This is a genomic window from Burkholderia orbicola, from assembly GCF_900100915.1.
Classification (GTDB): Bacteria; Pseudomonadota; Gammaproteobacteria; order Burkholderiales; family Burkholderiaceae; genus Burkholderia; species Burkholderia orbicola.
Map to the genome: position 1 here is coordinate 3,195,173 of NZ_FNKW01000001.1, position 21,564 is coordinate 3,216,736.

Genomic DNA, 21,564 nt, shown 5'->3' on the forward strand with positions numbered 1-21,564 from the left:
CGTGACGCGACTCGGGCGACCCGTCTGATTCGTCGGATCAATGCTGCCCGCGGCACTCGGTTGTCCGGCGATGCCGGGGCTGACGCGCGGCTCAGTCGTCGCGTTCGACTGCGTGCGCGACGACCTTGTCGAGCAGCCGCTCGAAGGTCTGGCGTTCGCTGTCGGACAGGCACGCGAGCAGGCCGTCGTTCCACTTGCGCACGATCGGCATGATCTTGCGATGCAGCGCGCGGCCGTCGGTGGTCAGCGCGATCAGCACGATCCGGCCGTCTTCGTCGCTCGCGCTGCGCTCGAGCAGCCCCTGGCGCAGCAGCGCTTCGGCCGCGCGACTGGCCTGACTTTTGTCGAGATTGGTATGGCGCGCGAGATCCATGATCGAGAACGGGCCGAATGCGCCGACGGCGGCGATCACGCGCGCCTCGGGCAGCGAGATGTCGAGCTTGTGCCGGTACACCTCGCCGATCCCGCGGTCGGAGCGCTTCGTGAGCGCATGGAGGCGATAGGTCAGAAACTGATCGAGCCCGGCTTGACGGCCTTTCATGTCGAATCCTGAAGAAAAAGGGCGGGCCCGATTGTTCCTGTATCGCGCGCTCGGGTCAACGGTCAGTGTGCACCGTACTTCAGGCGTGTCAACTGTTCCGCTTCGTTCGCGAGCAGATTGGCCGCGTCGCGGATCGCGACCTCGAGCGTGATCGGCCCGGGAGCCGGCGAAAAGCAGCCGGAGAAATGCTCGGACAGGCGCGGCAGCGCGGCCGGGTCGATCGCGCCGGACAGCAGCGACGCGCTCACGCCCGCGGCCCGCGCGTGCCGGCAGGCGATGAACGGCGCCTTGCCGTGCAGCGTCTGCACGTCCGAGCGGCCTTCGCCGGTGATCAGCCAGTCGGCGCCGGCCAGTGCGGCGTCGAGCCCGACCTGGCGCGCCACTACTTCGGCACCGGCCTCGAAGCGTGCGCCGAGCATGTGCAGCGCGAAACCGAGGCCGCCGGCGGCGCCTGCGCCCGGCAGCTCGCGGCCGCGGCGGTCGAGTGCGGCTTCGAGCAGGTCGGCGAAGCGGGCGAGGGCCGCATCGAGGGGCGCGACCTGTGCGGCCGTCACGCCCTTTTGCGGGCCGAACACGGCGGTCGCGCCATGCGCGCCCGTCAGCGGATTGTCGACGTCGGACATGCCGACGAATTCCGTTTCCTTCAGGCGCGGGTCGAGCCCCGACGCGTCGATGCGCGCGATGTCGGCGAGCCGCGACGGCACCGGCTCGACCGGCTGGCCGTCGGCGTCGAAGCACCGCAGGCCGAGGCCCGCGAGCAGCCCGGCACCGGCGTCGTTGGTGCTGCTGCCGCCGAGCGCGACGAAGAAGCGGCGCACGCCGTCGTCGAGCAGCGCGCGGATCGCCTCGCCCATCCCGCGCGTGCTGCGCGCGTCGACCGGCACGCTCATGCCGACCGGGTCGGTAATCCCGACGATCTCGGCCGTCTCGACGATCGCGGTGCGCGCATCGATCACGCCGACCGACGCATCGCGTGCCGCCAGCGACGCGCCGGCCACCCCCAACGTGCGCCGCGTGCCGCCGCCCGCCAGCATCGCGTCGAGCGTGCCTTCGCCGCCGTCCGCCATCGGGCAGCAGCGCACGACCGCGTCGGGCCGGGCGCGGCGAATGCCGGTGGCGATCGCGTCCGCGACCTGCTCGGCGGAAAGCGAGCCTTTGAACGAATCGGGCGCGATGACGACGACAGGCGCGGACGGGTGGTGCGGCATGGTGTCTCCGAAAGGCGTGATTGGTGTGAAGAATACGTGGTCGAGCCACGAGGGTGGCTCACACGCTATCGGAGCTTACAGGATGGCGGGCCCGGGGTGGATACGCCGTTCGGCATAGCCGCGATCCGCGGACATGGCCGTGCATCGGGCCATCGGCAGGGCGGGGACACATGCGTGTCGTGCTGATCTGGCGGTACGAGGAAAATTGTTTGCTAGAATAGTCGATTCTTCCGGCCAAAGCCGTGCTCCGAGCCGCTTGCGCTAGCCATCCGGCGCGTGCAGGGATGGCGTGGCGCTCCGGCGCGGCGTGTGAGTGTGCGCACCTCACGCTGCAGGCAGGCACGGCAAGGAAAACCCGATTCGCTCGAATAATTTTAGGACGATTGAAGCCATGGCTAACGTTGTTGAGAACCTCGGCAAGCTTGAACGCCGTGTGACGATTTCTTTGCCGAAAGACACCGTGCAGAAGGAAATCGATGCCCGCATCCAGAAACTCGCGAAGACCGTGCGCATGCCGGGTTTCCGCCCGGGCAAGGTGCCGCTGAAGATGGTCGCCCAGCAATACGCGGGTCAGGTCGAAGCCGAAGTGCTGAGCGACAAGATCGGCCAGGAATTCTTCACGGTCAGCCGCGCGGAGAACCTGCGCGTCGCCGGCCAGCCGAGCTTCGAGCCGAAGCAGGAGCAAGCCGAGGACGCATACGCGTTCGACGCGACGTTCGAGGTCTACCCGGAAGTGAAGATCGGCGATCTGGCGACGGCTGAAGTCGAGCGCTCGACCACGTCGATCGGCGACGCCGAAATCGACCGCACGCTGGACATCCTGCGCAAGCAGCGCGTGCACTACCACGCCCGCGGCGAAGCCGGCGAGCACGGCGACGGCGGTGCGGACACCGCAGCGAAGAACGGCGACCGCGTGACGGTCGACTTCGTCGGCAAGATCGACGACGTCGCGTTCCAGGGCGGCACGGCCGAAGATTTCCCGTTCGTGCTCGGCGAAGGCCGCATGCTGCCGGAATTCGAAACGGCGGCGCTGGGTCTGAAGGTCGGCGAACAGCGTACGTTCGACCTCAAGTTCCCGGATGACTACCACGGCAAGGACGTCGCCGGCAAAACGGCGCAGTTCACGGTCACGATGAAGAAGATCGAGTGGCCGCACCTGCCGGAAATCGACGCGGAATTCGCGAAGTCGCTCGGCATCGAAGACGGCGACCTCACGAAGATGCGCGCCGAGATCAAGGAAAACCTCGAGCGCGAAGCGAAGCGTCGCACGCAGTCGATCGTCAAGAACCAGGTGATGGACGCGCTGCTGAAGATTTCCGAACTCGACGTGCCGAAGGCGCTGATCGAGCAGGACCAGCAACGTCTCGTCGAAATGGCTCGCCAGGATCTGGCGCAGCGCGGCGTGCCGAACGCGAAGGACGCCCCGATCCCGGCCGAAATGTTCGCCGAGCAGGCAGAGCGCCGCGTGAAGCTGGGCCTCGTGCTGGCTGAACTCGTGAAGGCGAACGGTCTCGAAGCGAAGCCGGAACAGATCCGCGCGGAAGTCGACGAGTTCGCGAAGAGCTACGAAGACCCGAAGGAAGTGGTCCGCTGGTATTATTCCAACCAGCAGCGCCTCGCCGAGATGGAAGCGTTCGTCGTTGAAAGCAACGTCGTCGATTTCGTGCTGGGCAAGGCCAAGGTGACGGACAAGGAAGTGAGCTTCGAGGCACTCGCGAGCGCATCGGCGCAAGCGTAAGTGTCGCTCTAGCGGCGTGCCGGCTGTCGGAGCGACGGCCCGCACGCCGTTTTTACGTCAAGCGCACGGTTGCCATTAATATGGCGATTGAGCGGGCGGCTTCCTTCCGTTCAATTTTCCATTCGAACAAGGTTCATTGAATGATCACTCGCGCTGAATTGCTGGACATGCTTGCTTCGAACGCGCCGCAGGGTTTCGAGGCGCAAGCGCTGGGGCTGGTGCCGATCGTCGTCGAAACGAGCGGCCGCGGCGAGCGTTCGTACGATATCTATTCGCGTCTCCTGAAGGAGCGCCTGGTGTTCATGGTCGGCGAAGTGAACGACCAGACCGCCAACCTCGTGGTCGCGCAATTGCTGTTCCTCGAGAGCGAGAATCCCGACAAGGACATCAGCCTCTACATCAACAGCCCGGGCGGCTCGGTGTCGGCCGGGATGGCGATCTACGACACGATGCAGTTCATCAAGCCGGACGTGTCGACCCTGTGCATGGGCCTCGCGGCCAGCATGGGCGCGTTCCTGCTCGCGTCGGGCGCGAAGGGCAAGCGCTTCGCGTTGCCGAATTCGCGCGTGATGATTCACCAGCCGCTCGGCGGCGCGCGCGGCCAGGCATCCGACATCGAGATCCAGGCACGCGAGATCCTCTACCTGAAGGAACGGCTGAACAACCTGCTCGCGCAACACACGGGCCAGGACGTCGAACGCATCGCGCGCGACACCGACCGTGATAACTTCATGTCGAGCGAGGACGCGAAGGCGTACGGGCTGATCGATCAGGTGTTGTTGAAGCGCCCGTGAGTTTAAACGGGGTGCCGCCCCGATTCGGGCCGGCGCCCTCAAACGTCCCGAGTGCCCTGAGCATCTGCGGCAAGCGCATCCAGCCGGCTCCGGTCGCGCCCTAGGCGCGGCGTCCGGAGCAATCGGCGTATCATGTCATTTACCTGTCCGGAGGCTCTACATTCATGGCGGACAAAAAAGGTTCGAACAGCGAGAAGCTGTTGTATTGCTCGTTTTGCGGGAAAAGCCAGCATGAGGTGAAAAAACTCATCGCGGGCCCGTCGGTGTTCATCTGCGATGAATGTATCGACCTCTGCAACGAAATCATTCGCGACGAGGCGGCTGCCGCCGGCGTCGAGGCCAGCCTGTCCCGGTCGGATCTGCCGAGCCCGCAGGAAATTCGCGACATCCTCGATCAGTACGTGATCGGCCAGGAGCGCGCGAAGAAAATCCTCGCGGTGGCCGTGTACAACCACTACAAGCGCCTGAAGCATCTCGACAAGAAGGACGACGTCGAGCTGTCGAAGAGCAACATCCTGCTGATCGGCCCGACGGGCTCCGGCAAGACGCTGCTCGCGCAGACGCTTGCGCGGTTGCTCAACGTGCCGTTCGTGATCGCCGACGCGACGACGCTGACCGAAGCCGGCTACGTCGGCGAGGACGTCGAGAACATCATCCAGAAGCTGTTGCAGAACTGCAACTACGAGGTCGACAAGGCCCAGCGCGGGATCGTCTACATCGACGAAATCGACAAGATCAGCCGCAAGTCGGACAACCCGTCGATCACGCGCGACGTGTCCGGCGAGGGCGTCCAGCAGGCGCTGCTGAAGCTCGTCGAGGGCACGATGGCGTCGGTGCCGCCGCAGGGCGGCCGCAAGCACCCGAACCAGGATTTCATCCAGGTCGACACGACCAACATCCTGTTCATCTGCGGCGGCGCGTTCGACGGCCTCGAAAAGGTGATCACCGATCGTACCGAGAAGACCGGCATCGGCTTCGGCGCGACGGTCAAGAGCAAGCAGGAACGCGACGCAGGCGAAGTGCTGCGCGAGACGGAACCGGAAGACCTGATCAAATTCGGTCTGATCCCCGAATTGATCGGCCGTCTGCCGGTGGTCGCGACGCTCGGCAAGCTCGACGAAGCCGCGCTGATGAAGATCCTGGTCGAGCCGAAGAATGCGCTCGTCAAGCAGTATCACAAGCTGTTCGCGATGGAGCGCGTCGAGCTGGAAATCCGGCCGGGCGCGTTGCAGGCAGTCGCCCGCAAGGCGATCCGTCGCAAGACCGGCGCGCGCGGTTTGCGTTCGATCATCGAACAGGCATTGCTCGACGTGATGTACGAGCTGCCGACGATGAAAGGGGTCAGCAAGGTCATCATCGACGAGAACGTCATCGATGGGGACGGCAAGCCCTTGCTGATCTACGAGGACACGCCGAAGGTGGCGGGTTCGAACTGACCGGCTTGCCGACGATGTTCAGCGAAAAAGGCCGTTCATGAGTCCGTGGGCGGCTTTTTTTCGTTTATCTTGTGGGTAACTCTGACTCGACACGCGGTGGTTACTTTCTTACCGAATATTTCCCGCACTTGAAGGCTTGCAATTCGTTGTGGCGGCCTCAATTACCGAACAATTGATTCCACTCATGGGGAAATGAAATGTCAGGCACCCAACTTCTCCCGCCGGAACGCATCACGCTCCCGCTGCTGCCGCTGCGGGACGTCGTCGTTTTCCCGCACATGGTCATTCCGCTCTTCGTGGGCCGGCCGAAATCGATCAAGGCCCTCGAAGCAGCGATGGAAGGCGGCAAGCACATCATGCTCGTCGCCCAGAAAACCGCGGCCAAGGACGAACCGACCGAAAAGGACATGTACGAGGTCGGTTGTATCGCCAACATCCTGCAGATGCTGAAGCTGCCGGACGGCACCGTGAAGGTGCTCGTCGAGGGCCTGCAGCGCGCGAAGGCGTTGTCCATCGAAGAACAGGAGACGCAGTTCTCCTGCGAAGTGATGCCGCTCGAGCCCGATCATGCGGACAGCGCCGAAACGGAAGCGCTGCGCCGTGCGATCGTGTCGCAGTTCGACCAGTACGTGAAGCTGAACAAGAAGATCCCGCCGGAAATTCTCACGTCGCTGTCGGGCATCGACGAAGCAGGCCGCCTCGCCGACATGATCGCCGAGCGCCTGCCGTTGAAGCTCGACCAGAAGCAGCACATCCTCGAGATGTTCCCGGTCATCGAGCGGCTCGAGCACCTGCTCGCGCAGCTCGAAGCCGAGATCGACATCCTGCAGGTCGAAAAGCGCATCCGCGGGCGCGTGAAGCGCCAGATGGAAAAGAGCCAGCGCGAGTACTACCTGAACGAACAGGTCAAGGCGATCCAGAAGGAACTGGGCGAAGGCGAGGAAGGTGCGGATCTCGAGGAGCTCGAGAAGCGCATCAACGCCGCGCGCATGCCGAAGGAAGCCAAGAAGAAGGCCGACGCCGAGCTGAAGAAGCTGAAGCTGATGTCGCCGATGTCGGCGGAAGCGACCGTCGTGCGCAACTACATCGACACGCTGATCGGTCTGCCGTGGCGCAAGAAGAGCAAGGTCAACAACGACCTGTCGAACGCCGAGCAGGTGCTCGACGAGGATCACTTCGGCCTCGAGAAGGTCAAGGAACGGATCCTCGAGTATCTCGCGGTGCAACAGCGCGTGGACAAGGTCAAGGCGCCGATCCTGTGCCTCGTCGGGCCTCCGGGCGTCGGCAAGACCTCGCTTGGCCAGTCGATCGCCCGTGCGACGAACCGCAAGTTCGTCCGCATGGCGCTCGGCGGCGTGCGTGACGAAGCCGAGATCCGCGGCCACCGTCGTACGTACATCGGTTCGATGCCGGGCAAGATCCTGCAAAGCCTCGCGAAGGTCGGCGTGCGCAATCCGCTCTTCCTGCTCGACGAAGTCGACAAGATGGGCATGGATTTCCGCGGCGATCCGTCGTCGGCGCTGCTCGAAGTGCTCGATCCGGAACAGAACCACACGTTCGCCGACCACTACATCGAAGTCGACTTCGACCTGTCGGACGTGATGTTCGTCGCGACGTCGAACTCGCTGAACATCCCGCCGCCGCTGCTCGACCGGATGGAAGTGATCCGTCTGTCGGGCTACACGGAAGACGAGAAGGTCAGCATTGCCCAGCGTTACCTGCTGCCGAAGCAGAAGAAGAACAACGGGCTGAAGGACGGGGAGATCGAGGTCACCGAGCAGGCGATCCGCGACATCATCCGCTACTACACGCGCGAAGCCGGTGTGCGTTCGCTCGAGCGGGAAGTGTCGAAGATCTGCCGCAAGGTCGTGAAGATGCTGCTGTTGAAGAAGGCATCGGGCGCGATCAAGGTCGATGGCGAGAACCTCGACACGTTCCTCGGCGTGCGCAAGTACGACTTCGGCCTCGCGGCGAAGGAAAACCAGGTCGGTCAGGTGACGGGCCTCGCGTGGACGGAAGTCGGCGGCGACCTGCTGACGATCGAAGCCGCGGTGATGCCGGGCAAGGGCAACGTGATCCGTACGGGTTCGCTCGGCGACGTGATGAAGGAGTCGGTCGAGGCCGCACGTTCGGTCGTGCGCTCGCGTTCGCGTCGTCTCGGCATCAAGGACGAAGCGTTCGAGAAGCAGGACATCCACATCCACGTGCCGGAAGGCGCGACGCCGAAGGACGGTCCGTCCGCTGGCGGTGCGATGACGACCGCGCTGGTGTCGGTGCTGACGGGTATTCCCGTGCGGGCCGACGTCGCGATGACGGGCGAAATCACGTTGCGTGGCGAAGTGCTGCCGATCGGCGGGCTGAAGGAAAAGCTGCTGGCTGCGCATCGCGGCGGCATCAAGCTCGTGCTGATTCCGGAAGAGAACGTGAAGGATCTCGCGGACATTCCGGACAACGTGAAGAATGCGATCGAGATCGTGCCGGTCCGCTGGATCGACAAGGTGCTGGAGCTCGCGCTCGAGCGTTCGCCGACTCCGCTGCCGCCGGAAGAAGAAGCGAAGGCTGCGGCGCCGGTCGGTGAGGCCGCGAAGGATGCGGGCTCGACGGAAGTCGTCAAGCACTGAGACCCTGAGCGCCGTCGTTGCTGACGGTTGTTCACGAAACCCGCGGCGATGTCCGCGGGTTTTTTATGCGCAGCGCAATCGTGCGAGCGCGTGGGGTTAAAAAAATTCACGCGCAGGCTTGGCAAAATGATCGGGGATGAATTAAACTTGCGGGCTCGCTGATTGTTGATGCGCAAACGCAGATCGCAGTCAGAACGAATCGGAAACGGGTGCTTAGCTCAGCTGGTAGAGCGGCGCCCTTACAAGGCGTAGGTCGGGGGTTCGAACCCCTCAGCACCCACCAGTTTCCCGATTCAGCCAGACCAAGGAGCGGTAGTTCAGTCGGTTAGAATACCGGCCTGTCACGCCGGGGGTCGCGGGTTCGAGTCCCGTCCGCTCCGCCAAACAAACAACAATGCCCGCCTTGTGCGGGCATTGTTGTTTGTGCGTTCGGTTTGCGCCCGCTTCCGGTTTGCGCCCGCTTCCGGGCGCGTAACTGCGGAGCGGAGGAAGCCGCCGGCGCGGCTCCGGCGGGACGAGAAGAAGGGCTGCGCTTGCAAGCGCAGCTGCGGCCTGCGGGAGGTAGGCGAGTCCCGTCCACTCCGCCAGAAAATGAAAAAGCCCGCCTTGTGCGGGCTTTTTCATTTGTATCGTCGTGATTCCACTCCGCGCTCGAGCACAGCATTGCCTGCGTTTTATCCCGTCCCACCCCGTATGTTGTAATATCGGTCGTTTTGTCCAATTTTCCCGTCACGCATGCTCGATTTCTTCCGTAATCACCAGCGCCTGATGATGGCGCTCCTGCTCCTGATCGTGTTACCGGGGCTGGGTTTCGTCGGGATCCAAGGTTTCCGCGGTTTCTTCGACGACAGTGCGAACGTCGCGGCAGTCAACGGGCACAAGATCACGCGGGTCGAATTCGACGGCGCGTTCCGCCAGCAAATCGACCAGGCGCGCCAGGCGCTCGGCGGGCAGTTCGACATCAAGATGTTCGACACGCCCGAGCATCGCAAGCAGGTGCTCGACGGCCTGATCCAGCAACGCGTGCTGGCCGACGAGACGCAGCGTCTGCACTTGACGGCCTCCGACAACGCCGTGCGCGACGCGCTGATGAGTGACCCGATGATCGCGTCGCTGAAGAAGCCCGACGGCACGATCGACGTCGAACGCTATGCGCAACTGCTGTCGTTCCAGGGGATGACGCCCGAGCAGTACCAGGAACGGGTGCGTTACAGCCTGTCGCTGCAGCAGATTCCGGCCAGCATCGTGTCGAGCGCGTTCACGCCGAAGAGCCTCGCGCAACGACTGTCCGAACTCGCCGCGCAGCAGCGTGAAGTGCAGGCGCTCGTGCTGAAGACGAGCGACTTCGCAGCGAAGGTCCAGCCGACCGACGCGCAGCTCACCGCGTACTACGACGCGCACAAGCAGAGCTTCGCGACGCCGGAAACCGCGACGATCCAGTACCTCGTCTATTCGCCGGCAGCAGCGGCCGCGAGCGCGCAGCCGACCGAAGCGGACATCAAGAAGTTTTACGACGACAACCCGACGCACTTCCGTACCGAAGCGCAGGTGCGCGTGAGCCACATCTTCATCGCTGCGCCGGGCAGCGCCAGCGCGGCCGACAAGGCAGCAGCAAAGGCGAAGGCCGAGCAACTGCTCGCCGACGTGAAGGCGCATCCGGACCAGTTCGCGCAGATTGCACAGAAGAGCTCGCAGGACGCGCCGTCGGCGGCGAAGGGCGGCGACCTCGGCTTCATCACGCGCGGCTCGACCGCGGGCGGCAAGGCGTTCGACGATGCCGCGTTCTCGCTTAAGCAGGGCGACGTGAGCGGTATCGTGCAGTCGGATCTCGGTTTTCACATCCTGAAGGCGACCGAAGTGAAGCCGGCGGTCGTCAAGCCGTTCGCGGAAGTGAAGGACCAGATCGCGGTCGACCTGAAGCAGCAGTACGCATCGAAGGCGTTCTCGGACAACGCGGAAGGCTTCACGTCGACCGTCTACGAAAAGGCGAAGACGCTGCAGCCGGCCGCGGACAAGTACAAGCTGACGATCCAGACGGCCACCGTCACGCCGACGCCGAATCCGCAACTGCCGCCGACGAGCCCGTTGAACAATCCGAAGTTCCTGGCCGCCGTGTTCGCGAACGACGCGGTGAAGAACCAGAACAACACGCAGGCAATCGACGTCGGCAACAACACGCTGATCTCGGCGCGCGTGACCGAGCACAAGCCGGCTGCCGTGCCCGCGCTCGACGCGATCAAGGACGTCGTGCGCCAGAAGGTCATCGCCGAGCAGGCCGCGGAACTCGCGAAGAAGGATGGGGCGGCGAAGCTGACCGAACTGCAGAAGTCGAAGTCGACCGACGGGTTCGCGGCTGCGCAGAAGGTGTCACGCACGCAATCGCAGGGCCTGACGCCGGCTGCGCTGAGCGCCGTCTACAAGGTCGATGCGAAGACGCTGCCGGCTTACGTCGGGGTCGACCTCGGTGCGGACGGTTATGCGATCTATCGCGTGAACGCGGTGATCCCGGGTTCGGCGGTCGATCCGCAGCAACTGGCGGCCGCGCAGCAGCAGATGGCGCAGGTCGATGCGCAGAGCGAAGGCGAGGCGTACCTCGCCGCGCTGCGCGATCGTTCGAAGGTGAAGCTGTACGGCAGCACGACGGCCAGCCAGCAGCAGGACGGCGACAACTGAGCCTCGTTTCGCCCGCAACCATCAAAAAGCCCCGCTCGAAGCGGGGCTTTTTGTTTTCCGACGCTCGGCTGCGATCAGCCGTGCGGCTTGCCGAGCAACGGCTTCAGTGCCGGCCACACATTGTCGAGCAGGATGCCCTGCGCCTGCTGCGCGGGATGCATCTGGTCGGCCTGGAACAGCTCGGGCTTGTTCTCGATGCCAGCCAGCAGGAACGGCACGAGCGGCACGCCGAGGTCTTTCGACAGCCGTGTATAGACTGCGTGGAACTTCTGCGTGTAGTCCGGGCCGTAATTGGGTGGCACGTACATGCCGACCAGCACGACCTTCGCCCGCGCGCGCTGGGCGCTGGCGATGATGTCGCGCAGGTTCTGCTCGGTCGTCGCGAGCGGTACGCCGCGCAGCGCGTCGTTCGAGCCGAGTTCGACGACGACGATCGACGGCTTGAGCCGCTGCAGTACCGCGGGCAGCCGCGCACGGCCGCCGCTCGTGGTGTCGCCGCTGACGCTGGCGTTCGCGACGCTATAATCGATTCGCTCGGTCGTGAGCCGTTGCCGCAGCAGCGCCACCCAGCCGGTGTCGCGCGGCAATCCGTATTCGGCCGACAGGCTGTCGCCGAGCACGACGATCACGGGCGGGCTCGATGCCGGCGCCGTCGCGGCGCGTGCGGGCACGGTGACGGCCAGCAGGGTGCCCAGCAGCGCGGCGGCCGCCGCGCGTCTTTTCCAGCGAAATGTCGTGTCCATGTTCAAGATTACCGATCCGATCATCGAAGTCCATGACGTGTGCAAGCGGGTTGCCGATGCAACGGGCGAGCTGACGATCCTCGACGGCATCACGTTCGCCGTGCAGCCGGGCAGCAGCCTCGCGATCGTCGGCGCGTCGGGGTCGGGCAAATCGACGCTGCTTGGCCTGCTTGCAGGGTTGGACAGCGCGACGAGCGGCACGGTTCGCCTGCTCGGCCGCGCGCTCGACCAGCTCGACGAGGGCGAACGCGCGGCGCTGCGCAACGGCGCGGTCGGCTTCGTATTCCAGTCATTCCAGTTGATGCCGCATCTGACGGCGCTCGAGAACGTGATGCTGCCGCTCGAACTGCAGGGCGGCATCAGCGCACGCGATGCGGCCGACCGCGCGCGGGCGCTACTCGTGCAGGTCGGTCTCGGCGAACGCACCGCGCATTATCCGAAGCTGCTGTCGGGCGGCGAACAGCAGCGTGTCGCGCTCGCCCGCGCGTTCGTCACGCGCCCGGCGATCCTGTTCGCCGACGAGCCGACCGGCAGTCTCGACGCGGCAACCGGCCACGCGGTCATCGACCTGATGTTCGAACTGAACCGCACGCACGGCGCGACGCTCGTGCTCGTCACGCACGACGCGGAACTCGCGCGCCGCTGCGCAACGACGGTCGCCATCGACGCGGGGCGCATCGTCGCGCCGCACGCGGCATCGCGCAACGCGTGAATGGTCGTGCCGGCCGCGCGGCGTCAATCGCACGGCCGGCACGGGCATGACGCCGTCGCGTCAGCGCGTCAACGCTTGAGTGCCGCGCGGGCGCGCTCGATCAGCGCCGTGGTCGACGAGTCGTGCTTCGCCGGATCGACCGATTCGGCCGACAGGTCGCCTTCGACCACCTTGCCGAGAATCTTGCCGAGCTCGACGCCCCACTGGTCGAACGGATTGATGTCCCACACCGTCGCCTGCACGAGCACCTTGTGCTCGTAAAGCGCGATCAGCGCGCCGAGCGTGCGCGGTGTCAGCGCATCGACGAGCAGCGTCGTGGTCGGGCGGTTGCCGGGGAACGTCAGGTGCGGCGCGAGCGCTTCCTTGCCGGGCCCGGCGACCTTGCGCGCTTCCTCGAGCGTGCGGCCGAGCATCAGCGCCTCGCTCTGCGCGAAGCAGTTCGCGAGCAGCTTCGGATGATGGCTCGCGAGCGGATGTTCGGGCGTCAGCACCGCGATGAAGTCGATCGGCACGATCGTCGGCCCCTGGTGCAGCATCTGGAAGAACGCATGCTGGCCGTTGGTGCCCGGCTCGCCCCACGTGACGGCCGACGTCGGGTAGTCGACGAAGGTGCCGTCCAGGCGCGCGGATTTGCCGTTGCTCTCCATTTCGAGCTGCTGGAGGTACGACGGCAGGTAGTGCAGTGCTTCCGAATACGGCGCGACGAGATAGCTCTGCGAGCCGAAGAAATTCCGGTACCAGATGCCGATCAGGCCGAGCAGCACCGGCAGGTTGCGCTCGAGCGGCGCTTCGCGGAAGTGGCGGTCCATGTCGTTCGCGCCGGCCAGCAGTTCATCGAACTGTTCGGGGCCGATCGCGATCATGATCGACAGGCCGACCGCCGACCACAGCGAATAGCGGCCGCCGACCCAGTCCCACATTTCGAACACGTTGTCCGCGGCGATGCCGAACTTCACGACTTCGGCCGGGTTCGCCGACACGCCGACGAAGTGTTTCGCGAGCGCATCTTCGGGGCAGCCGCGCGCGACGAACCAGTCGCGCAGCGAGCGTGCGTTCGTCATCGTCTCGAGCGTCGTGAAGGTCTTCGACACGATGATCGCGAGCGTTTCCTCGGGATCGACCTGTTCGAGCACGCGCGCGAGATCGGCGCCGTCGACGTTCGACACGAAGTGCGTCGAGATCTCGGGCGTCGCGACGTGGTGCAGCGCATGCACGACCATCTTCGGGCCGAGATCGGAGCCGCCGATGCCGATGTTGATCACGTGGCGGATGCGCTTGCCCGTATAGCCCGTCCACGTGCCGCTGCGTACGGCGCGCGCGAACGTCGCCATCTTCGCGCGCTCGGCGCTCACCTGCGCATGGAACGGTGCTTGCGGGTCGGTCGCGCGCAGCGCGGTGTGCAGCGCGGCGCGGCCTTCGGTCGGGTTGACGATCTCGCCCGCGAACATCGCGTCGCGGCGCGCCTCGACGCCCGCGTCGCGCGCGAGCTGCACGAGCAGGCGCAGCGTTTCGTCGTCGATGCGGTTCTTCGAGAAATCGGCCGCGAGACCGCCGCCCGGAATCGTGAAGCGTTCGGCGCGGGTCGGCGCGCGATCGTTTTCCGGCGCGAACCAGTCGCGCAGCCGCGCGTGGCGGATCTGTTCGAAGTGGGATTGAAGGGCAGTCCAGGCGGGGAGCGATTTCAGCGTCATGGCGGTTCGAGTGAAGCGTGAATCGGGAGGAATGCCGCGCCGGCTCATCGGGATCGGAAAGCCGGCGGACGAGAAGGCCCGCCGTGCGGCGGGGCAGTCAGTATAGCGGCGTTACGTGTCGGCGCGCGGCGACGGGTAAAAAAGGCGATTGATCAGCGTGCGTACCATCGGCGCGAGCTCGCCGGCGGTGAGCCCGGCCGGGCCGGTGCCGTTCGCGGTCAGCGTGTCGGCCGCGAGACCGTGCAGGTAGACGCCGGCCAGCGCGGCTTCGTACGGCGCGACCCGCTGCGCCAGTAGTGCGCCGATCAGGCCGCCGAGCACGTCGCCGGTGCCGCCCGTGGCGAGCGCCGCGTTGCCGGTCGGGTTGATCGTCACGCGGCCGTCGGGCGCCGCAATCACCGTGCCCGAGCCTTTCAGCACGACGATGGCCGCGTAGCGTGCGGCGAGCGCTTGTGCGGCCGCGACGCGATCGCGCTGCACCGAGGCCGTGTCGCCGCCGAGCAGGCGCGCGGCTTCGAGCGGATGCGGCGTCAGCACGCACGGATTGCCGCGCGCGCCGCGCGTGGCGACGGCGGCCGCGAGGTCCGCGTGCGTCGCAACGAGGTTCAGCGCGTCGGCATCGAGCAGCGTCGCGACGTCGTGCGCGAGCACGTCGCGCACCAGCGTCGCCGCGGCTTCGCGTGTGCCGAGCCCGCAACCGGCCGCGATCGCGGTCATCGTGCCGAGGTCGAGCGTGTCGGCCGGATGCAGCATCAGTTCAGGGAACGGCGGGTCGTACGGCGGCGCGCCTGCGCCGAGGAAGCCGACGTGCACCTTGCCGGCGCCCGCGAACAGCGCGGCGCGGGCGGCGAGGATCGGCGCGCCGCACATGCCGGTGTCGCCGCCGAGCACCGCGAGGCTGCCGTACGTGCCCTTGTGGGACGCGAAGGCACGCACGGGCAGCGCCGCGGCGAACCGCGCGGGCGCATTCAGCACGATGGCCGGCGCGGCGGGCGGCGTGACGTCGAGCGACGCGACGTGGATCTCGCCGGCGAGATCGCGGCCGTCGCCCGTGTAGAGGCCGGGCTTCGCGCCGATGAAGGTGAGCGTGTGGGTGGCCGCGACGGCGACGCCCGCGCCGACGATCCGGCCCGTGTCGCTATCGAGCCCGCTCGGCACATCGAGCGCGAGCACGCGGCCGCCGCCGCGCGCATGGGCGGCGATGCGTGCGGCCTGCTCGGCGAACGCGCCGTCGAGCGCGCGGCCGAGACCGATGCCGAACAGCCCGTCGACGACCCACGCGTAACCATCCAGCGACGCGGGCGGGGTAGCCGACAGCGGCACGCCGGCCGAGCGCGCGAGACCGAGCGCCCATTGCGCGTCGTCCGGCTTGACCGGTACCGGCATCCACGCATGCGTGGCGACGCCGAGTTGCTGGAGCTGCGCGGCGGCGACCAGTGCGTCGCCGCCGTTGTTGCCGGGGCCGACCGCGAACCAGACGGGGCGATCGTCGCCGGCGACGCGCTCGGACAGCCAGCGCGCGGCGGCGGCGCCGGCGCGGCCCATCAGCGTGTGCGGCGGCAGCGCGGCGGTGGCGTCGGCTTCGGCGGCGCGCAGGTCGGCGACGCGCAAGAGCGCGATCGGATCGGAATCGGGAAGCGGGTGGGTAACGGTCATCGCGGGATCGTGGCGGCTGGCAAGGATGCCGCCACGAGTCGGCCCGCGGCGGTCAGGTCGTGAAGCGGCCGGCGCTCAGCGCGGCGAGCGTGTCGGCGGGCCAGTGCTGGACGTTGCCGCCCAGATAGTCGGTCACCACTTTAGCAGACCCGCACGCGAGGCCCCAGCCGGCCGGGCCATGGCCGAAATTGACGAACACGCGCGGATGCGGGGTCGGACCCACGACGGGCAGGCCGTCCGGCGACAGCAGTTGCATGCCTTGCCACGACAGCGCGGCCGAAATCTTCGCGGCGCCGGGCACCCAGTCGTGGACGGCCTGGCCGAGCAGCGCGAGCGCGGCCTCGGACAACGGCTCGGCGAGCGGCTTCGCGGTGTCGGCGAGGCTCTGCAGCACGGCGCCGCCGCCGATACGCAACCGCTGGTGGGTGCGCGTGATCGAGATCCGCTTGATCGCATCGACGACGCTCAGGTGCGGTGCGTGTTCTTCGTACGCGACAGGCGCGGTGAGCGTATGGGTGCGGACCGGATGCAGCGGCAGGCGCCAGCCGAGCCGTTCGAGCAGCGGGAGGCTGCCCGCGCCGGCGGCGACCACGATCGCGTCGGCGGACATCACGTCGACCTCGCGCGCCTTCGCCGTGCTCCCGTTGCCCGGCGGCACGAGCTCGACCGCGGCGCGGCCGTTGTCGATGCGGATCGCGGCGACGTCCGCGCTGAAGCGGAACTGCACGCCGTGCTCGTCGAGCGTCTGCTTGACCAGTTTCGCGAACAGCGGGCAGTTGCCGGTGCGCTCGGTTTCGAGCAGCACGCCGCCGGCAAAGCCGGGCTCCGCCGGCACCGACGGTTCGAGCGCCGCGCATTCGTCGGCGCTGAGGAGGCGGTACGGCTGGTCGAGCGTGCGCAGCAGGTCGAGCGCGGGCTGCAGCGCCTCCCAGTCGCGTGGATCGCGCACGACGTGCAGGATGCCGGGTTTCTGCTCGAATTCGAGCTCGAGGCGCGCCTCGATATCGGCGAGCGTGTCGCGCGACACGTCGATCAGCGGGCGCAGCCGCGCGTACTGTGCGGCGAACGCGTCGGGCTCGCGCAGCGTGCCGAGCTGCTTGACGAAGCGGCGCACGCCGCCGTTGAAGCCCGGCTTGTAGACGATGCCGCTGTCGCGCGGCTGGCGCTGGCGCATGAACGTCGGGCCGAACCAGACGTCGAGCGGGCTCGGCAGCAGCGCGCCGCCGTCGCCGTAGGTCGCGCCTTGCGCGACGGTCGCGTGGCGTTCGACCACGCACACGCGATGGCCGGCCGCGCGCAGCTGGTAGGCGGTGGCGACGCCGCTGATTCCGCCGCCGATGACGATGACATCCATGGATTGCTTCGATGACGGGCGGCGCGCACGCCGCCCGGTGAGAATTCGCTGAGGGCCCGGGCCCGGTGAACCCGGAATGATAGCGCCAAAAGTGCACGAACCGGCGCCGGCCGAGCATGGGTCGTGCGGCCATGCCACGGCGGCCGGGCGCGCGGGCCCTGGGAGGCCGGCCCGGCGGGCGACCGGGCCGGCCGCGCGTCCGGGCACCGGTGCGGTGCACGCGGACTACCGATCGGCCGGTCTTGGGCGGCCGACTTCCGGGTATAATTATGGCCTTCCTTTCGCCCCACGTCGCCACCTCGCGCGACTCATCGACGTCAGTCCAGCCCATGGCTCACTTCTCGTGTTTTCCCGGCGCTTCGGCCCTCTCCGATTTCCGTCAAACCCGTCTGCTCGACACGCTCAGGCAAATCGACGCCAATATCGTCGCGGTGCGCGGCCAGTTCCTGCACTTCGTCAATGCGGCCGAGCCGCTGTCGGCCGACGACAGCGCGCGCATCGATGCGCTGATGCACTACGGCGAGCCGTTCCAGCCGGCGGGCGAGAAGGGCGCGACCGAGACCTTCGTCGTGCTGCCGCGCTTCGGCACGGTCTCGCCGTGGGCGAGCAAGGCGACCGACATCGCGCAGCACTGCGGTCTCACGCAGGTGCGCCGCATCGAGCGCGGCGTCGAATTCACGGTCACGCTGAAGTCGGGCCTGCTCGGCGGCAAAAAGGCGCTGTCGGAGGACGCGCGCGCGGCCGTCGCGGCCGCGCTGCATGACCGGATGACCGAAAGCGTGGTCGCGGCGCGCGACGACGCGAAGCACCTGTTCGACGAACTGCCGGCCAAGCCGCTCGCGACCGTCGACGTGCTGGGCGTCGGCCGCGGCGCGCTGGAGCGCGCGAACGCCGAGCTGGGCCTCGCGCTCGCCGACGACGAGATCGACTACCTGGTCGACGCGTTCCGCAAGCTCGAACGCAACCCGACCGACGTCGAACTGATGATGTTTGCGCAGGCGAACAGCGAACACTGCCGCCACAAGATCTTCAACGCGCAGTGGACGATCGACGGCGAAGCGCAGGACATGTCGCTGTTCGCGATGATCCGCAACACCGAGAAGCTGAGCCCGCAGGGCACCATCGTCGCGTATTCGGACAACTCGTCGATCATGGTCGGCGCCGAAGCCGAGCGCTGGTTCCCGCGCAAGACGGGCGCGGCCGGCGAGCCGGGGGAGCGCTACGGCCGCCACACCGAACTCACGCACACGCTGATGAAGGTCGAGACGCACAACCACCCGACGGCGATCTCGCCGTTCCCGGGGGCGGCGACCGGCGCGGGCGGCGAAATCCGCGACGAAGGCGCGACGGGCCGCGGTGCGCGTCCGAAGGCCGGCCTCACGGGCTTCACCGTGTCCAACCTCGACCTGCCCGACGCCCGCCAGCCGTGGGAAAACGCACGTGACGCCGCGCAACCGGTGGCCGAGCGCAACCCGAACGAGCAGCACGGCCCGTACGGCCGTCCGGACCGCATCGCGTCGCCGCTGCAGATCATGATCGACGGCCCGCTCGGCGGCGCCGCGTTCAACAACGAATTCGGCCGCCCGAACCTCGGCGGCTATTTCCGTGTGTACGAGCAGAACGTTGGCGGCACGGTGCACGGCTATCACAAGCCGATCATGATCGCGGGCGGCCTCGGCAACATCGCAGATCAGCACACGCACAAGCACGACGTGCCGGCCGGCTCGCTGCTGATCCAGATCGGCGGCCCCGGCATGCGGATCGGCATGGGCGGCGGCGCCGCGAGCTCGATGGCGACCGGCGCGAACACGGCCGAACTCGACTTCGACTCGGTGCAGCGCGGCAACCCGGAAATCGAGCGTCGCGCGCAGGAAGTGATCAACGGCTGCTGGCAGCTCGGCGCGGAAAACCCGATCCTGAGCATCCACGACGTCGGCGCGGGCGGCCTGTCGAACGCATTCCCCGAAATCGTCGACGGCGCGGGCAAGGGCGCGCGCTTCGAACTGCGCAAGGTCGCGCTCGAGGAATCGGGCCTGTCGCCGCGCGAAATCTGGTCGAACGAGGCACAGGAGCGCTACGTGCTGGCGATCGCGCCGGCCGACCTGCCGCGCTTCGAGGCGATCTGCGCGCGCGAGCGCTGCCCGTTCGCGGTGGTCGGTGTCGCGACTGACGAACGCCAGCTGAAGCTCGTCGACGACGAAGCGACGGGCGCCGACGAATACCCGGTCGACATGCCGATGGAAGTGCTGCTCGGCAAGCCGCCGCGCATGCACCGCGACGTCGTGCGCGTCGCGACCGAGCGCGCGCCGGTCGACGTGACGGGCATCGCACTGTCGGAAGTTGCTCGCGACGTGCTGAAGCACCCGACGGTCGGCAGCAAGTCGTTCCTGATCACGATCGGCGACCGTTCGGTCGGCGGTACGTCGGTGCGCGACCAGATGGTCGGCCCGTGGCAGGTGCCGGTGGCCGACTGCGCGATCACCGCGCTCGACTACGCGGGCTTCAAGGGCGAGGCGATGACGATGGCCGAGCGCACGCCGCTCGCCGTGATCGATGCGCCGGCATCGGGCCGCATGGCCGTCGGCGAAGCGATCACGAACATCGCGAGCGCGCCGATCGCGTCGCTCGACAAACTGAAGCTGTCGGCGAACTGGATGGCCGCGTGCGGCACGGCTGGCGAGGACGCCGCGCTGTTCGACACGGTCAAGGCGATCGGCATGGAGCTGTGCCCGGCGCTCGGGATCGGCATCCCGGTCGGCAAGGACTCGCTGTCGATGAAGACGAAGTGGGACGAGCAGGGCGTCGCGAAGGAAGTCGTGTCGCCGGTGTCGCTGATCATCTCCGCGTTCGCGCCGGTCGAGGACGTGCGCCGTCATCTCACGCCGCAACTGCGCCGCGTGGCCGATGCGGGCGACACCGTGCTGATCGCGATCGATCTCGGCCGCGGCAAGAACCGGATGGGCGGCAGCATCTTCGCGCAGGTCACGCAGCAGGTGGGTAATGCGACGCCGGACGTCGACGACGCGGAAGACCTGAAGCGCTTCTTCAACGCGATCCAGTCGCTCAATGCGCAGGACAAGCTGCTCGCGTACCACGACCGCTCGGACGGCGGCCTGTGGGCGACGGTGTGCGAAATGGCGTTCGCGGGCCACGCGGGCGTGTCGCTGAACGTCGACATGCTGACGCTCGACCCGAACCACGAATCCGACTACGGCGACGCGAAGGACTGGGCGAAGCAGACGAGCGGCCTTCGCGACGACCGCACGCTGCGCGCGCTGTTCTCCGAAGAGCTCGGCGCCGTCGTGCAGGTGCGCGCGTCCGACCGCGATGCGGTGCTCGCTGCGCTGCGCGAGTTCGGCCTGTCGACGTGCTCGCACGTGATCGGCTCGGTCAACGATCGTGACGTGATCGAGGTGTACCGCGACGCGAAGAAGATCTTCGATGCGCCGCGTGCCGAACTCCATCGCGCATGGAGCGAAGTGAGCTGGCGCATCGCGCGCCTGCGCGACAACCCGGCCTGCGCGGATGCCGAATACGACGCGCTGCTCGACGCGGCCGATCCGGGCCTCTCGCCGGTGCTCACGTTCGATCCGGCCGACGACATCGCCGCGCCGTTCATCGCGACGGGCGCACGGCCGCGCGTCGCGATCCTGCGCGAGCAGGGCGTGAACTCGCATCTGGAAACCGCGTACGCGTTCGACCGCGCAGGCTTCGACGCGCACGACGTGCACATGAGCGACCTGCTCGCCGGCCGCGCGACGCTGGCCGATTTCGCGGGTGCGGTCGCGTGCGGCGGCTTCTCGTACGGCGACGTGCTGGGCGCGGGCGAAGGCTGGGCGAAGACGATCCGTTTCAACGCGAACCTTGCCGACATGTTCTCGGCGTTCTTCGCGCGTCCCGATACGTTCGCCCTCGGTATCTGCAACGGCTGCCAGATGCTGTCGAGCATCGCGTCGATGATCCCGGGCGCGGAAGCGTGGCCGAAGTTCACGCGCAACAAGTCCGAGCAGTTCGAGGCGCGCTTCTCGTTCGTCGAGGTGGAGAAGTCGCCGTCGATCTTCTTCGCGGGGATGGAAGGCTCGCGGATTCCGGTCGCGGTCGCGCACGGCGAAGGCTACGCGGACTTCTCGCAGCAGGGCGACATCGACCGCGTCGCGGTCGCGATGCGCTACGTCGACCACCGCGGCGAAGCGACCGAACGCTATCCGTTCAACCCGAACGGGTCGCCTGCCGGCATCACGTCGGTCACGACGGCCGACGGCCGCTTCTCGGTGCTGATGCCGCACATGGAGCGTGTGCATCGCACGGTCACGATGAGCTGGCACCCGGAAGGCTGGGGTGAAGCGAGCCCGTGGATGCGTGTGTTCCGCAATGCACGGCGCTGGATCGGCTGATCG

General features: G+C 67.0%; 13 protein-coding genes and 2 tRNA genes. 9 read left to right on the forward strand and 6 right to left on the reverse strand.

Annotation, left to right across the window (positions count from 1 at the left end):
- Positions 1 to 91: 91 nt before the first annotated feature.
- Together BLS50_RS15310 and BLS50_RS15315 are read right to left on the reverse strand one after the other, a co-directional pair.
- Positions 92 to 541, reverse strand: a complete 450-nt coding sequence (locus BLS50_RS15310; RefSeq protein WP_012328702.1) for a MarR family winged helix-turn-helix transcriptional regulator — start codon at positions 539 to 541, stop codon at positions 92 to 94.
- Between the two features lie 62 nt (positions 542 to 603).
- Positions 604 to 1,749, reverse strand: coding sequence for a glycerate kinase (locus tag BLS50_RS15315; RefSeq protein ID WP_074802553.1), 1,146 nt, complete (start codon positions 1,747 to 1,749; stop codon positions 604 to 606).
- Between the two features lie 391 nt (positions 1,750 to 2,140).
- Between BLS50_RS15315 and tig the strand changes: the two genes are divergently transcribed.
- From tig to BLS50_RS15350, 7 genes are all read left to right on the forward strand, one after another.
- The gene (gene tig, locus BLS50_RS15320) at positions 2,141 to 3,487 is read left to right on the forward strand and encodes a trigger factor (protein ID WP_027810559.1); all 1,347 of its coding nucleotides are present in this window, start codon (positions 2,141 to 2,143) and stop codon (positions 3,485 to 3,487) included.
- Positions 3,488 to 3,627: 140 nt separating this feature from the next.
- The gene (clpP, locus tag BLS50_RS15325; protein WP_006496351.1) at positions 3,628 to 4,281 is read left to right on the forward strand and encodes an ATP-dependent Clp endopeptidase proteolytic subunit ClpP; all 654 of its coding nucleotides are present in this window, start codon (positions 3,628 to 3,630) and stop codon (positions 4,279 to 4,281) included.
- A 164-nt stretch (positions 4,282 to 4,445) separates the two neighbouring features.
- Entirely contained in the window at positions 4,446 to 5,717 is a 1,272-nt protein-coding gene (clpX, locus tag BLS50_RS15330) for an ATP-dependent Clp protease ATP-binding subunit ClpX (RefSeq protein ID WP_006489345.1), read from the forward strand.
- A 197-nt stretch (positions 5,718 to 5,914) separates the two neighbouring features.
- Complete coding sequence (gene lon, locus BLS50_RS15335) at positions 5,915 to 8,338, forward strand: endopeptidase La (protein WP_011549610.1); 2,424 nt, start codon at positions 5,915 to 5,917, stop codon at positions 8,336 to 8,338.
- Between the two features lie 207 nt (positions 8,339 to 8,545).
- A tRNA-Val gene (locus BLS50_RS15340) sits at positions 8,546 to 8,621 on the forward strand.
- Between the two features lie 23 nt (positions 8,622 to 8,644).
- Positions 8,645 to 8,721: transfer RNA gene (locus BLS50_RS15345), tRNA-Asp, on the forward strand.
- A 352-nt stretch (positions 8,722 to 9,073) separates the two neighbouring features.
- Positions 9,074 to 11,011, forward strand: coding sequence for a SurA N-terminal domain-containing protein (locus BLS50_RS15350; protein WP_074802554.1), 1,938 nt, complete (start codon positions 9,074 to 9,076; stop codon positions 11,009 to 11,011).
- Between the two features lie 74 nt (positions 11,012 to 11,085).
- On the opposite strand, the gene BLS50_RS15355 is transcribed toward BLS50_RS15350, so the two are convergent.
- A complete protein-coding gene (locus tag BLS50_RS15355; RefSeq protein ID WP_074802555.1) occupies positions 11,086 to 11,754 on the reverse strand; it encodes an arylesterase in 669 nt (222 codons plus the stop codon).
- Here BLS50_RS15355 and BLS50_RS15360 point away from each other — a divergent pair.
- Complete coding sequence (locus BLS50_RS15360) at positions 11,753 to 12,466, forward strand: ABC transporter ATP-binding protein (protein ID WP_074802556.1); 714 nt, start codon at positions 11,753 to 11,755, stop codon at positions 12,464 to 12,466. The genes BLS50_RS15355 and BLS50_RS15360 overlap by 2 nt on opposite strands.
- Positions 12,467 to 12,534: 68 nt before the next feature.
- Here the strand turns inward: BLS50_RS15360 and pgi are convergent, their stop codons facing one another.
- The 3 genes from pgi to BLS50_RS15375 all read right to left on the reverse strand — a co-directional run bounded on the left by pgi (position 12,535) and on the right by BLS50_RS15375 (position 17,167).
- Positions 12,535 to 14,157, reverse strand: coding sequence for a glucose-6-phosphate isomerase (pgi, locus tag BLS50_RS15365; RefSeq protein WP_074802557.1), 1,623 nt, complete (start codon positions 14,155 to 14,157; stop codon positions 12,535 to 12,537).
- A gap of 111 nt (positions 14,158 to 14,268) precedes the next feature.
- Positions 14,269 to 15,813, reverse strand: coding sequence for an NAD(P)H-hydrate dehydratase (locus BLS50_RS15370; RefSeq protein ID WP_074802558.1), 1,545 nt, complete (start codon positions 15,811 to 15,813; stop codon positions 14,269 to 14,271).
- A 52-nt stretch (positions 15,814 to 15,865) separates the two neighbouring features.
- Positions 15,866 to 17,167: an FAD-dependent oxidoreductase gene (locus BLS50_RS15375; protein ID WP_074802559.1), complete on the reverse strand. Its 1,302-nt coding sequence runs from the start codon at positions 17,165 to 17,167 to the stop codon at positions 15,866 to 15,868.
- Positions 17,168 to 17,496: 329 nt separating this feature from the next.
- Here BLS50_RS15375 and purL point away from each other — a divergent pair, with 329 nt between their 5' ends.
- On the forward strand, positions 17,497 to 21,561 hold the full coding sequence (gene purL / locus BLS50_RS15380) for a phosphoribosylformylglycinamidine synthase (RefSeq protein WP_074802560.1): 4,065 nt from the start codon (positions 17,497 to 17,499) through the stop codon (positions 21,559 to 21,561).
- Positions 21,562 to 21,564 lie beyond the last annotated feature (3 nt).

Coding starts and splice junctions, on each gene's coding strand:
- purL (WP_074802560.1), top strand. CDS start 17,497: ATGGCTCACTTCTCGTGTTTTCCCGGCGCTTCGGCCCTCTCCGATTTC.
- BLS50_RS15370 (WP_074802558.1), bottom strand. CDS start 15,813: ATGACCGTTACCCACCCGCTTCCCGATTCCGATCCGATCGCGCTCTTG.
- BLS50_RS15360 (WP_074802556.1), top strand. CDS start 11,753: ATGTTCAAGATTACCGATCCGATCATCGAAGTCCATGACGTGTGCAAG.
- lon (WP_011549610.1), top strand. CDS start 5,915: ATGTCAGGCACCCAACTTCTCCCGCCGGAACGCATCACGCTCCCGCTG.
- clpP (WP_006496351.1), top strand. CDS start 3,628: ATGATCACTCGCGCTGAATTGCTGGACATGCTTGCTTCGAACGCGCCG.
- clpX (WP_006489345.1), top strand. CDS start 4,446: ATGGCGGACAAAAAAGGTTCGAACAGCGAGAAGCTGTTGTATTGCTCG.
- pgi (WP_074802557.1), bottom strand. CDS start 14,157: ATGACGCTGAAATCGCTCCCCGCCTGGACTGCCCTTCAATCCCACTTC.
- tig (WP_027810559.1), top strand. CDS start 2,141: ATGGCTAACGTTGTTGAGAACCTCGGCAAGCTTGAACGCCGTGTGACG.
- BLS50_RS15355 (WP_074802555.1), bottom strand. CDS start 11,754: ATGGACACGACATTTCGCTGGAAAAGACGCGCGGCGGCCGCCGCGCTG.
- BLS50_RS15310 (WP_012328702.1), bottom strand. CDS start 541: ATGAAAGGCCGTCAAGCCGGGCTCGATCAGTTTCTGACCTATCGCCTC.
- BLS50_RS15350 (WP_074802554.1), top strand. CDS start 9,074: ATGCTCGATTTCTTCCGTAATCACCAGCGCCTGATGATGGCGCTCCTG.
- BLS50_RS15375 (WP_074802559.1), bottom strand. CDS start 17,167: ATGGATGTCATCGTCATCGGCGGCGGAATCAGCGGCGTCGCCACCGCC.
- BLS50_RS15315 (WP_074802553.1), bottom strand. CDS start 1,749: ATGCCGCACCACCCGTCCGCGCCTGTCGTCGTCATCGCGCCCGATTCG.